Here is a 12,588-nt window from a genome sequence, read left to right on the forward strand (position 1 = left end):
CTGTTACGGCGCAGCAGCTTTTTTGGAGGCCCCGCAATCCTCGCTTTGACAATGGGCATCCTTATAGGGTCACAGTAAAAGCTAACAGGAAGTGAAACCTTTCTATTTCTGCCAGAAGGATTCGTGAAATGGCAAGAATACAAAGAGTCCGGCAACGTACGTCACTTATTTTATAAAACGGCGTTTCTATTTAATTGAATGAGAGACTGGAATGTTGAAGCAACCAGCAGTTTCAACTGCTGGTCTGAATGACGGAGGGTGTTAACGGTAGTTCACAATCACCTGATTGCTCTGAATGCGTAACGCGGGGATCAGGCGACCACCGCCGGGGACCTCCCAGACAAAATGCATCGGTTCAATGGCCGGAACGTTATTGAACCCGTTGGTGGTCCCACTTTGCCCGTCCAGTTCGACACAACGGGACTGAGAACATAAACGCACCCGCAAACCTGCGGGCGTTGGGCCATTCAGCTCATAGCGCCAGGCCACCAGCGTCATCAAGCCTGAGACCGGCTGGCTGGGAACCAAAGGATCAGACGAGGCTGACTGGCCACGGTGATTTAAGGTGATCCCCATGCCACTTGCCTGCCAGGCCCCTTCTCCGGCGGCCTGCGCCACCAGAGGAAAAAACAACAACCACAGTAACTTACGCATTATTTACCTCCAATGGTCGCCGTCATGCGGATATGGCGGTTATCGGAAAGCTCCATATTCGATAACACCACCAACTGCGGGATGCTGCGGCGTAAAAACCGCGCCAGTAACGGACGTAACGCGTGATTAACCAGCAAGACCGGCGGCGCGCCCAACATTTCCTGCCGGGACAGCGCTTCCTGAGTCTGGGCCAGCAGTCGGTCTGCAAGCCCAGGCTCCAGACCGCCGCCCCCCTGCAGCGCTTGCAGCAGCAAACGCTCGAGCGGAGTATCAAGACCGATAACCTGAACCTCTTCATTACCCGGGAACCACTGCTGAGTGATGGCACGTCCTAACGCAACACGGACGACCGCGGTAAGCTCATGCGGATCGTTTTGCAACGGCGCATGTTCCGCCAGCGTTTCAAGAATGGTGCGCATATCGCGAATCGGTACTTTCTCATCCAGCAAGTTCTGCAGCACTTTATGCAGCGTGGTGAGCGTCACAACGCCCGGCACCAGATCTTCCGTCAGCTTTGGCATCTCCTGCGACACTCGATCCAGTAACTGCTGCGCTTCCTGACGGCCAAACAGCTCAGCGGCGAACTGCCCAATCAGGTGGTTTAGATGCGTAGCGACAACAGTACTGGCTTCAACCACCGTAAAGCCCTGAATCTGCGCCTGTTCCTTCAATGCGCTTTCAATCCAGATAGCGTCCAGTCCGAACGCCGGATCGACCGTTTTCTCACCCGGCAGCGACCCGGCGGCAGTACCCGGGTTAATGGCCAGCCAGCGTCCCGGATAGGCGTCACCGCTGCCAATTTCTACCCCTTTCATCAAAATTCGATAGCGGGCTGGCTGCAGATCCATATTGTCTCGAATGTGTACCACCGGCGGCAGGAAGCCCATATCCTGGGCAAATTTCTTACGAATACTGCGAATTCGCCCCAGCAACTCGCCATCCTGTTGAAAGTCCACCATTGGGATCAGGCGGTAACCTACCTCCATGCCCAGCGAATCTTCCAACTGCACGTCGTTCCATGTGGCTTCCACCACGGAGTTGTTTTCCGGCATTTTCACCGGCTGCGGTTCATCTGGCGCTTTTTGCTCACGACCGCGCATCCACCATGCCAGAGCCAACAATGCGGCAGTAAACATCAGAAACACCAGGTTCGGCATGCCCGGAACCAGACCCAAAAGTCCAAGTACCGCCGCACTGAGCAACATGACGCTGGGGTTGCTGAACAGTTGGGTCACCATCTGTTCGCCTACGTCCTGGTCGGTACTCACGCGGGTCACGATAACACCCGCCGCGGTAGAGATAACCAGCGCAGGAATTTGTGCCACCAGCCCGTCACCGATGGTCAGCAGGGTATAACTTTCCGCAGCGCTGCCCATGCTCATACCATGCTGCAACACCCCAACTAACAGACCGCCGACCACGTTGATTACCATGATCAAAATACCAGCGATGGCATCTCCACGGACGAATTTACTCGCACCGTCCATTGAGCCGTAAAAATCCGCTTCCTGGGTCACTTCCGAGCGTCGTTTTTTAGCTTCATCTTCGCCAATCAGACCGGCATTCAAATCCGCATCAATCGCCATCTGCTTGCCGGGCATGCCATCCAGCACGAAGCGCGCGCCAACCTCGGCGATACGCCCTGCACCTTTGGTGATTACCATAAAGTTAATGATGACGAGAATCACGAAGACCACGATGCCGATCGCGAAGTTACCGCCCACCAGGAAGTGGCCGAAGGCTTCAACCACCTTCCCCGCCGCCGCCGCGCCGGTGTGTCCTTCCATTAAGATGATACGGGTAGACGCGACGTTCAGGGCCAGACGTAATAATGTGGTAAACAGCAAAATCGTCGGGAATGCGGCAAACTCCAGTGTACGCTGGGTGAACATCGCCACCAGCAGCACCATGATCGACAGCGCAATGTTAAATGTGAACAGCAAATCGAGGACGAAAGCCGGCAGCGGCAGCACCATCATCGACAGAATCAGCAGGATGAGGATCGGTCCGGCAAGGATTTGCCATTGCGTGGATTTCAGGTTGCTGGGCAGACGCAGCATCGCGACCAGATTAGCCATCAGTATTCTTCTCGTTCATAAAATCCAGTGCTTCTGGCACCGGAAGGTTTTCAGGTTGTGGTGGACGCTTGCCGCCAGCCAGACGCCAGCGTTTTAGCTGCCATACCCATGCCAGTACTTCAGCAACGGCGGCGTATAATTGCCCCGGTATTTGCTGACCAATCTCAGCATGGCGATAGAGTGCACGCGCCAGTGGCGGCGCTTCTAATGTCGGGACACGGTGCTCTGCGCCAATTTCACGAATGCGCAACGCAACCAGCCCGGCCCCTTTCGCAACAACTTTCGGCGCACTCATTTTGTTCTCGTCATACTTCAACGCCACTGAGTAGTGCGTAGGGTTAGTGACAATAACGTCTGCTTTCGGCACATCCGCCATCATGCGACGCTGAGCGGCCGCGCGCTGCATTTGACGTATTTTGCCTTTAACGTGCGGGTCACCTTCGCTTTGCTTAAATTCATCGCGGATATCCTGACGCGACATACGTAGCTTTTTCACATGGCTATAGATCTGGAAAAAGACGTCGAACCCCACCATCGGAATGACGCCAAGTACCACCAGAAGTGCACACATACCGACTAAATCCAGGGCGTTGCCCATCGCCGTAATCGGTGACTCCGCCATCAGACGCATCATCGCTGGCCAGTTATGCCAGAGATAAAATCCGGCCACGCTTCCCACTAACGTGGACTTCAGTATCGCTTTGAGCAGTTCTGCGCCGGTTTGCGCGGAAAACATGCGCTTAATGCCCGGCAGCGGATTCAGCTTAGAGAATTTGGGTTGCAGGGATTTACCGCTGAAAATCAAGCCGCCAAGCATCACCGGGGAAATTAAAGCCACCAGAACGACGCCGGTAATCAACGGCAACAGCGCAATCATCGCGTCTTTAATCAGCAGGATGATTTGGCTGAGGATCAGATTAGGGTCGTTAACCATACTGTGGTCAAAACGTAATCCGGCCGACAGCATGCCAGCCAGCCTGCGGGCAAGCGACTCCCCACCGATCCAGATAATGCACACACCCACCAGCAAAATAAGCAGTGAGGTCAGCTCTTTGGAGCGGGGGATCTGCCCTTCTTCCCGCGCTTTTTCAAGTCGGTGGGGTGTGGGGGCTTCTGTTTTGTCGTCGTCGCTTTCTTCTGCCACGCATCAGACCCTGGATAGAGATATAGGCGAGAATGATGCCAGAACAGCTATCCAGCAATGGGAAGAGTAAGCGGTAAAAAAGACGGGATTTATGGCTTTAAGCAGAATTGCGCGTAAGCCGGATGAGAGGCCCACGCCTCACATCCGGCAAATACGCATCAGAACCCGAGGCTATCCAGCAGGTCGTCAACCTGATCCTGACTTGCTACTACGCCGGCTTTCGAGGCGTCAACCTGCGGGCCGTTAAGCAAGCTTTCGTTTTCACGTTTTGGACGTGCGCCCTGTTCCGGAATGTTTTCCAACAGAACCATCAGCAGCTGACGTTCAATCTCCTGGATAACATCCATCATGCGCTTGATGACCTGACCGGTGAGATCCTGGAAATCCTGCGCCATCATGATGTCCAGCAACTGGGCATTGGTAAAGCTGGTATGTCCAGGCACATCACCAAGGAACTGACGGGTATCGGTGACCAGTTCACGAGCATCGGACAGTTCGATCGGATTTTCGAACCATTCATCCCAGCGTTTAGTCAGGTCTTTGGCCCCTTTTTCCATCGCGTCCTGATGCGGCTGCGAAGCTTCTACGCTGTTTAGCGCACGCTCCGCCGCCTGCGCGGTCATCTGTACAACGTAATCGAGACGATCGCGGGCATCAGGAATCGCTTCTGCCGCTTCGGCAATGGCCTGATCCAGCCCCAGTTCACGCAGGCTGTCGCGCAGCATTCGGGTCAAACTGCCGATGCGCGCGATGATGTCCCCTGCAGAGTGTTCGTCAGCAGGTTTAATTTGTGGTTGCATCATCATCACACCCTCACATGCCCAGTTTCTCAAAGATTTTATTCAGTTTTTCTTCCAGCGTCGCCGCCGTGAACGGTTTCACGACATAGCCACTGGCACCTGCCTGTGCTGCCGCAATGATGTTCTCTTTTTTCGCTTCTGCCGTGACCATCAGCACCGGCAGAGAAGCCATCCCGCCATCGGCACGGATGGTTTTCAGCAGTTCCAGTCCATCCATGTTCGGCATGTTCCAGTCAGAAATAACAAAACCGAATCCCCCAGCCTGCAGCTTGTTCAGCGCATCCACGCCGTCTTCAGCCTCTTCAACATTGTTGAATCCCAGCTCTTTAAGCAGGTTACGCACGATGCGACGCATGGTGGAAAAGTCATCCACAACCAAAAACTTAAGCTCTTTATCCGCCATAAAAATAAACTCCTGATTCAAATACGTATTGCCTGTCCGGCACTAATTTTCACCAGCATTTGCTGGCTCACCTGGCTAAGATCGACCACTTCGCTTACGCCACCCATATTGATGGCCTCGCGCGGCATGCCGAACACCACACAACTTGCTTCGTTTTGCGCAATGGTCCAGGCTCCCGCCTGATTCATCGCTAACATTCCGGCTGCGCCATCGTTGCCCATACCGGTCAGGATCACCCCGACGGCATTGCGCCCCGCATGTTTCGCCACCGAATGGAACAGCACATCCACTGAGGGCCGATGCCGATTAACCGGCGGACCGTCATGAATTTTGATTTGATAGTTCGCGCCACTGCGCGCCAGTTCCATATGCTTGTCGCCCGGCGCGATATACGCATGCCCCGGGAGTACGCGCTCTCCGTCTTCTGCCTCTTTCACGGTTATCTGGCACAGTTTGTTCAGACGTTCGGCGAACGAACGGGTAAACCCTGGCGGCATATGCTGGGTAATAAGAATACCGGGGCTTGAAAGCGGCAATGGCTGGAGTACATGGCGAATTGCCTCTGTTCCTCCGGTTGACGCCCCAATCACCAGCAGCTTTTCCGAACTGAGTAACGGCCCTGCTTTCAAGGTCGTCGGTGCCGCCATGGGCTTATGGGCCGCCAGTTTTGCGCGCGATGCGGTGCGGATCTTTTCGGCAATCATCTCGCTATATGCCAGCATCCCTTCGCGGATCCCCAGTTGCGGTTTGGTGACAAAATCAATCGCCCCCAGTTCCAAGGCCCGCAGCGTGACCTCTGAACCTTTGCCGGTCAGTGAAGAAACCATCACCACAGGCATTGGACGCAGGCGCATCAACTTCTCCAGGAAGTCGAGGCCGTCCATGCGCGGCATTTCCACGTCCAGCGTCAGGACGTCGGGATTGTATTTTTTGATTAAATCCCGGGCGACCAACGGATCCGGCGCCGTCGCCACCATTTCCATATCACTGTGGCTGTTAATAATTTCGGTCATGATTTGACGCATCAATGCAGAATCATCTACCGACAACACCCTGATTTTACTCATGCTTTATCCTTACCTGGCGCATGCGCATACACGGTCTGTCCACGCAGGCTAAACTCGCGCACAAGGTTGCTAAAGTTTTCTGAATGACCTGCAAACAGCAGCCCGTCAGGTTTAAGAAGTGGAACAAAACGGTGCAAAATGTCCTGTTGTGTCGTTTTATCGAAATAGATCATCACGTTACGACAAAATATGGCATCAAAAGGGCCAGGCACGTTGTACTGCTTATCCAGTAAGTTCACGCTGGAAAATTCAACATGACCTGCCAGTTCCTGCCTAACGCGTACCAGTCCTTCATGCGGCCCGGTGCCGCGCATGAAATAACGCTGCAACTGCTGGGGTGACAGCGTCTTTAGCTCATCGAGGCGGTAAATGCCGTTTCTGGCCTTTTCCAGCACTTCGGTATCAATGTCGCTGGCAAAAACGCGCCAGCGGCCCGGTGCCATACCTAAGGTATCGGCAAGCGTAATCGCAATGCTGTAGGGTTCTTCTCCGGTTGACGCCGCCGCGCTCCAGACGCGGTATTCACCGCTGCGCCGACGAGCGTGATCTGACAGCACCGGAAAATGATGCCCTTCGCGAAAAAATGCGGTCAGGTTGGTAGTCAGGGAGTTAATAAAAGCCTGCCACTCAGCACTGTTCTGGTTAGCTTCCAGCATGCTGAGATAGCGACCAAAGTCATCCAGCCCCAGGGTACGCAGACGACGAACCAGGCGGTTATAAACCATGTCCCGCTTATGGTCGGCCAGTACGATCCCCGCACGCTGGTAGATTAATTGACATATCCGACGAAAATGCGCGTCAGACAGCGCGAGGCGCTGTGTCATCTGTAACAATAATGACGTTTGCCCGGGGGGCAGAGATGATGTCATAGCGCCTTCTCAATCACATTCAGGATACAACGGGCGCAACCTGAGGCTGCGCCAACTCTTGTTTTGCTACGGTTTGCTCTTCAAGTTTAAAAAATGCGACACAAGCAGAAAGATGATCGGCCTGCGTGGCAAGTTGTCCGGCGGCGGATGCGGCTTCTTCCACCAGACCGGCGTTTTGCTGCGTCACGGAGTCCATCTGGCTGACGGCCTGCGCCACCTGCTCAATGCCTCTGCGCTGTTCATCGGATGCCGAGGCAATCTCGCCCATGATGTCGTTAACCCGGGTCACCGAACTGACTATTTCCGTCATAGTGCGCGACGCCATATCCACCAGCTGCGAGCCCTGATGCACCCGGGTGACAGATTCCTCAATCAGTCCCTTAATTTCTTTCGCCGCCTGTGCGCTACGGCTTGCCAGATTACGCACCTCACCAGCGACGACGGCAAAACCACGCCCTTGCTCCCCCGCCCTGGCAGCCTCTACCGCGGCATTCAACGCCAGGATATTGGTCTGGAAGGCAATGCTGTCAATCACGCCGATGATGTCGCCGATTTTCTGCGAGCTGGCAGAAATCTCATGCATGGTGCTGGCGACCCGGGACGTCTGCTCGCCACCTTTATGCGCTGTGTCTGCCGCACTTTTGGCGATTCCTGACGCCTGGCGTGCGTTATCAGCGTTCTGGCCGACGGTGGCGGTCAGTTGCTCCATGCTGGCCGCCGTTTGCGCCAGAGCGGCCGCTTGCTGTTCGGTTCGCGAAGATAAATCGTTATTGCCCATCGCAATTTCTGAAATACCGCTATGCATGGCTGAGCTGCCCTGACGAACGTCACTGACCGTTTCGCGTAACGCCTTTTGCATCTTCTGCAGGCTGGCAAAAATGGCCGAGATCTCATTGCGCCCATAAACCGCTACCGGTCGTGCCAGGTTCCCCGCGGCAATACTGTCGAAATGGCTGCCAATAATCGCCAGCGGCTGAACGATCATCTTGCGCGACCAGAACAGCGCACCGCTGGTGAGCAGTGCCGCCAGTACCACCATGGTGGCGAAAATCACCCCCGACATATGGTAATTACGCTGACTCTGCTCTCCCGCCGTTTGCAACACGCTGTCGATGTTGCTCTGCCACGCATTCACATTCGCATCAAAAGCATCCTGAGCCGCCTGCACCGGCGCGGTCAGAAAATCTGACAACTGATTGTTTTCAAGCCAGGTGGCCTGATGCGCGAGAGCGCTATGCCACTGGTTGAAATTTTTCTCAGTTGCGCCTAACAGCGCCTTGCCTTGTTCCGTCGAATCCGACGTCGCCATAAAGCGTTTAAACATCAATTCAGACTGCGCCAGGCTGTCGCGCGCGAGGGTCATCAGCGTTTTGATGTCCTCTGGCGGATAGCTCAGGGCGGTCAGCGTCCCTGCCTTATTAAGGGCCGTACTGGCCTGTAATAACACAGCGCGGGTTTGGGCCAGCGCAGCGCGTTGCTGATTACTCCGTTCGACCTGATTCAGGTTCTGAAAACCGTCCCGAAATGCCCAGAAGGACAAGCCATTACTGCCAATCTGCAAAACACCGCAGAGGATTAAAATCAAAAACAGCGTGGTCGAAATTCGAATACGATTAAACATCAACGCTCCCATCGGGCGGCACTGGCCGCGGTTTAACTATCAGTCAAAATGTTTCCCAATTCGTATCTTGTTCAATGCTCTGGCGCGGATAGGATGCGCTCGGGGCTGCTGGTAATCGTGTATCGCGTGGTTTTGTCGAGGCCGGACGTGACGCAAGACGGAAAGTCGATACCGACTGCGTTAAGCGACTGGCCTGTTCTTCAAGAGCGGCCGCTGCGGCAGCTGACTCCTGTACCAAAGAGGCGTTCTGCTGCGTAACACGATCCATTTCAGAGACCGCGAGCGCAACCTGATCAATCCCCCGGCTTTGCTCGTCAGATGCCGAGGCAATCTCGCCCATAATGTCGGTCACCCGCGTCACGGCATTGACGATATCGTTCATTGTTTCGCCGGCGCTTTCTACCAGTACGGAACCGGTATCAACCCGGGAAACGGAATCTTCAATCAATGCCTTAATCTCTTTCGCCGCCTGCGCACTGCGGCTTGCCAGATTACGCACTTCACCCGCCACCACGGCAAAGCCGCGGCCTTGCTCACCGGCACGCGCTGCTTCAACCGCCGCGTTCAGTGCGAGAATGTTGGTCTGAAAGGCAATACCATCGATGACGCTGATGATGTCGGCGATTTTCTTCGAGCTATCGGCGATTTCGTGCATGGTGTTCACCACGCTATCAACCACTTTGCCGCCATGCTGCGCGGTATCGGACGCGCTTTTTGCCAGTTGCGAGGCCTGACGCGCGTTGTCCGCGTTTTGCTTCACAGTTGCGGTCAGCTGTTCCATGCTGGCTGCGGTCTCTTCCAGTGCAGACGCCTGCTGTTCCGTACGAGATGAAAGGTCAGTGTTTCCGCTGGCAATTTCGCTGGTACCGGAATAAATCGCATCAGAGCCTTCACGCACCAGAGTGACGGTTTCCGTCAGCGAGCGCTGCATATGATCAACCGTACTGGCCAACTCGCCGATTTCGTTACGGCCACTAACGGCGAGAGTTGCGGTCAGGTTACCGCTGGCGATTTCCCGGATATGGGCAATGACACGGGACAGAGGATTAAGCAGGGTATGACGGATGCCATACCAGACCACCACCAGAATCAGCACCAGCACCACGGCCAGCACGCCGAGCTGCCATTGGGCGAAATGGTAATCCCGTGCGCTTTGATCAAATGCCTGGACGTAAAGCTTTTCGCTAACGCTGGCGTACTTGCCCAGCGCCTCGCCGAGCGCGTTTTGCATTCCCTGCGTAGGCTGCGCGAAGTAGGCGTCCATATTGCCGCTTTCCAGAAACTGAACCAGTTCTGCCAGGGCCGCATGGTACTGCTGATATTTTTCCTCGACGTTGCCGCTGGCTTCTGCCATTTCCGGCAACGGTGTGATGTTTTTAAATTTTGCGTAATGCGTTTCAGCCTGCGCCAGCGATGCTTTCGCATTCTTCAGCAGATCGTTTTTTGCGCTGCTTTGCTGGTTAGACGCATCCATCATCATGCGCGCAGAAGAACGGCTTAAATTGATTCGTGTCTGCAGCATCAGATCCCATGTTGAGGTGAGTTCACTTTGCTGCTGTCGAAGATCGTTAGAAATAACAAAACTTTGCTGATTCTGCTGCAATGAAGAAAACAACAGACCACCGGAAACAAGCTGTAGCAGTGCGAAAACCCCCAGCACCATCATCAGCATTGTGACAACGCGGATACGGTTAAACATAAGGCACCTTCCTGAAAACGAGTTATCAACGTTATCGGCACTCGCTGAGATAACTTTACGTTTGCGAAAAGGAAATCCTGAAGGGATGTGAAGCCTGGCGAGGGGAAGATAAAACGGGTGTGCAGCAACCACAAATCATTCACATAAAAACACCATAATTATCATGTAAATAACATTTGTTTTCATCGGTGAGCACGGTCAGAATGGCCGAAATACGCATTTTTATGTGATTGAGATCACACATACACATCGTAAATACCACAACAAAACGGATAAAAAATTAAAAAAAGTTGTATCCGCTTACGCTTTAATCCAATTTATATGATGAATACCTCGTTACCACTTAATAAGTATAAAAAATGAGTAACCGATCAATAAATGTTAAATCCTTACTGAGGGCTTTTTAGTGGCAAATGCAAACAAACTCACGTTGTTTATCGTGATCTTCATGCTGGCGGGGATCCTGTCGGGTGCGGTGATCCACTCTTATGCCTCCCCCGGCGTCGTGACCGCCTGGGCCGATAACATTACGCTTCTTACCGACATCTTTTTACGCCTGATTAAAATGGTGATCGCGCCTTTAGTATTCAGCACACTGACCGTTGGTATTATGCGCCTGGGAGAAACGTCCACCATCGGTCGCGTGGGCGGCAAAGCGATGATCTGGTTTATCAGCTCTTCTATATTGTCTATCCTGGTCGGTCTGTTTGTGGTTTCCCTTGAGCAACCCGGCAGCGGGCTGAACCTGGCGATCCCGCTGGAAGCCACCGACACCGGCCTGGCCGTAGGCGGCATGAGCCTGAAAGGTTTTCTGACGCATACCATTCCAACCAGCATCGCCGAAGCGATGGCTAATAATGAGATCCTGCAAATTGTGGTGTTCTCAATGTTCTTCGGTATTGGTGGCGCATCGCTCGGAGAGAAATTTAACGCTCCACTGGTTGCCGCGCTGGATGTGGTTTCCCACATTATGCTGAAAGTGACCGGCTACGTGATGTACGTTGCGCCGCTGGCTATTTTTGCCGCCATCTCTTCCGTCATCTCCACCCAGGGGCTGGGGATCTTGCTTAACTATGCGTCGTTTATCGGCGGCTACTATGTGGCGATTTTGCTGACCTGCCTGGTTCTGCTGGCTGTGGGTTATGTCATGCTGAAAAAAGAGGTATTTCGCCTGGTGAGCATGCTGAAAGACCCGGTTTTGGTCGCATTCACCACCAGCAGCTCTGAGGCCGCTTATCCGAAAACGCTGGAGCAATTAACTAAATTTGGCTGCTCACCCAACATCGTGTCATTCGTGCTGCCTATCGGTTATTCGTTTAACCTGGTCGGTTCCATGGTCTATTGTTCATTTGCCTCCATGTTTATCGCGCAGGCCTATAACATCCACCTCTCCTTCGCAGAAATCACCGTCCTGATGCTGACGCTGATGCTGGCGTCCAAAGGGATTGCCGGTGTGCCGCGTTCAGCACTGGTAGTGCTGGCTGCAACCATCCCGAGCTTTAACATTCCGGTCGCCGGGATCCTGTTACTGATGGGAATTGACCACTTCCTGGATATGGGACGTTCAGCAATCAACGTATTAGGTAACGGGATTGCAACGGCGATGCTGGCGCAGGATGAAGGTTTACTGGAAGAAGAACCGGAGCTGGTTGAGCGGGAAGCGTAAGAGGGAAATCTGCCGGATGCGCTACGCTAATCCGGCCTGCAACAGCAATCATTGTAGGCCGGATGAGTTATGGCGATTATGCGACGTGGGAAGCGGCAATATCCAGCAGCGCCATTTCTTCGCTGTTCAGCAGTTTCTCAATGTTGACCAGAATCAGCATCCGGTCACCCAGCGCACCCAATCCCGTCAAATATTCCGTCGACAGCGTGACCGCAAATTCCGGTGCCGGACGGATTTGATCCGTTGTCAGCGACAGCACATCCGAGACGCCATCTACCACAATTCCAACCACCCGCTGACCCAGATTAAGCACAATCACCACGGTGTTTTCGTTGTAATCCACATCGCTCTGGCTAAATTTCACGCGCAGGTCGACGATAGGCACAATCACACCACGCAGGTTTGTGACGCCTTTGATAAACGCAGGCGTGTTAGCGATGCGCGTCACCTGATCATAACCACGGATTTCCTGCACTTTCAGGATATCGATACCGTACTCTTCATCCCCCAGCGTAAACACGAGGAATTCCTGACCTGACGGTTCGCCGGCCAGTTTAGTTACATTACTCATACCGGTCATATAATTC

At 53.8% G+C, this 12,588-nt stretch carries 11 protein-coding genes; 1 reads left to right on the plus strand and 10 read right to left on the minus strand.

Features of this window, described 5'->3' with window-relative positions; translation table 11 throughout:
* Positions 1–261: 261 nt before the first annotated feature.
* The 9 genes from flhe to tar all read right to left on the minus strand — a co-directional run bounded on the left by flhe (position 262) and on the right by tar (position 10,335).
* A complete protein-coding gene (flhe, locus tag ACHHZ7_RS12090; RefSeq protein ID WP_003833862.1) occupies positions 262–654 on the minus strand; it encodes a flagellar protein FlhE in 393 nt (130 codons plus the stop codon).
* A complete protein-coding gene (gene flhA, locus ACHHZ7_RS12095; RefSeq protein WP_003833865.1) occupies positions 654–2,732 on the minus strand; it encodes a flagellar biosynthesis protein FlhA in 2,079 nt (692 codons plus the stop codon). Before flhA ends, flhe begins: the two co-directional genes overlap by 1 nt.
* Positions 2,725–3,876 carry a flagellar biosynthesis protein FlhB gene (gene flhB / locus ACHHZ7_RS12100; RefSeq protein WP_003833866.1) on the minus strand — a complete coding sequence of 384 codons (1,152 nt, stop codon included), beginning with the start codon at positions 3,874–3,876 and terminating at the stop codon, positions 2,725–2,727. Before flhB ends, flhA begins: the two co-directional genes overlap by 8 nt.
* A gap of 158 nt (positions 3,877–4,034) precedes the next feature.
* Positions 4,035–4,679 (minus strand): protein phosphatase CheZ, encoded by a 645-nt coding sequence (cheZ, locus tag ACHHZ7_RS12105; protein ID WP_003034659.1) that lies wholly within the window; start codon positions 4,677–4,679, stop codon positions 4,035–4,037.
* A gap of 10 nt (positions 4,680–4,689) precedes the next feature.
* The gene (gene cheY / locus ACHHZ7_RS12110; protein ID WP_003034656.1) at positions 4,690–5,079 is read right to left on the minus strand and encodes a chemotaxis response regulator CheY; all 390 of its coding nucleotides are present in this window, start codon (positions 5,077–5,079) and stop codon (positions 4,690–4,692) included.
* Positions 5,080–5,096: 17 nt separating this feature from the next.
* Entirely contained in the window at positions 5,097–6,146 is a 1,050-nt protein-coding gene (locus ACHHZ7_RS12115; RefSeq protein ID WP_003833872.1) for a chemotaxis response regulator protein-glutamate methylesterase, read from the minus strand.
* Positions 6,143–7,015 carry a protein-glutamate O-methyltransferase CheR gene (gene cheR / locus ACHHZ7_RS12120; protein ID WP_060683686.1) on the minus strand — a complete coding sequence of 291 codons (873 nt, stop codon included), beginning with the start codon at positions 7,013–7,015 and terminating at the stop codon, positions 6,143–6,145. The genes ACHHZ7_RS12115 and cheR overlap by 4 nt, the downstream gene beginning before the upstream one ends.
* Positions 7,016–7,034: 19 nt before the next feature.
* A complete protein-coding gene (gene tap / locus ACHHZ7_RS12125; protein WP_048224218.1) occupies positions 7,035–8,636 on the minus strand; it encodes a methyl-accepting chemotaxis protein IV in 1,602 nt (533 codons plus the stop codon).
* A 43-nt stretch (positions 8,637–8,679) separates the two neighbouring features.
* On the minus strand, positions 8,680–10,335 hold the full coding sequence (gene tar, locus ACHHZ7_RS12130; protein WP_003833879.1) for a methyl-accepting chemotaxis protein II: 1,656 nt from the start codon (positions 10,333–10,335) through the stop codon (positions 8,680–8,682).
* Between the two features lie 406 nt (positions 10,336–10,741).
* Between tar and ACHHZ7_RS12135 the strand changes: the two genes are divergently transcribed.
* Positions 10,742–12,001, plus strand: coding sequence for a dicarboxylate/amino acid:cation symporter (locus ACHHZ7_RS12135; RefSeq protein WP_003833882.1), 1,260 nt, complete (start codon positions 10,742–10,744; stop codon positions 11,999–12,001).
* A 76-nt stretch (positions 12,002–12,077) separates the two neighbouring features.
* Here ACHHZ7_RS12135 and cheW read toward each other — a convergent pair whose 3' ends face one another.
* On the minus strand, positions 12,078–12,581 hold the full coding sequence (gene cheW / locus ACHHZ7_RS12140; protein WP_003034638.1) for a chemotaxis protein CheW: 504 nt from the start codon (positions 12,579–12,581) through the stop codon (positions 12,078–12,080).
* Between the last annotated feature and the right edge of the window lie 7 nt (positions 12,582–12,588).

Origin of the sequence: Citrobacter freundii complex sp. 2024EL-00216, from assembly GCF_043945515.1 — a bacterium.
Lineage (GTDB): Bacteria > Pseudomonadota > Gammaproteobacteria > Enterobacterales > Enterobacteriaceae > Citrobacter > Citrobacter portucalensis.

Bases quoted from the DNA above. Each gene is read 5' to 3' on its own strand.
- flhe (WP_003833862.1), bottom strand. From the start codon at position 654: ATGCGTAAGTTACTGTGGTTGTTGTTTTTTCCTCTGGTGGCGCAGGCC.
- ACHHZ7_RS12115 (WP_003833872.1), bottom strand. From the start codon at position 6,146: ATGAGTAAAATCAGGGTGTTGTCGGTAGATGATTCTGCATTGATGCGT.
- cheY (WP_003034656.1), bottom strand. From the start codon at position 5,079: ATGGCGGATAAAGAGCTTAAGTTTTTGGTTGTGGATGACTTTTCCACC.
- cheZ (WP_003034659.1), bottom strand. From the start codon at position 4,679: ATGATGCAACCACAAATTAAACCTGCTGACGAACACTCTGCAGGGGAC.
- flhA (WP_003833865.1), bottom strand. From the start codon at position 2,732: ATGGCTAATCTGGTCGCGATGCTGCGTCTGCCCAGCAACCTGAAATCC.
- tap (WP_048224218.1), bottom strand. From the start codon at position 8,636: ATGTTTAATCGTATTCGAATTTCGACCACGCTGTTTTTGATTTTAATC.
- cheR (WP_060683686.1), bottom strand. From the start codon at position 7,015: ATGACATCATCTCTGCCCCCCGGGCAAACGTCATTATTGTTACAGATG.
- cheW (WP_003034638.1), bottom strand. From the start codon at position 12,581: ATGACCGGTATGAGTAATGTAACTAAACTGGCCGGCGAACCGTCAGGT.
- tar (WP_003833879.1), bottom strand. From the start codon at position 10,335: ATGTTTAACCGTATCCGCGTTGTCACAATGCTGATGATGGTGCTGGGG.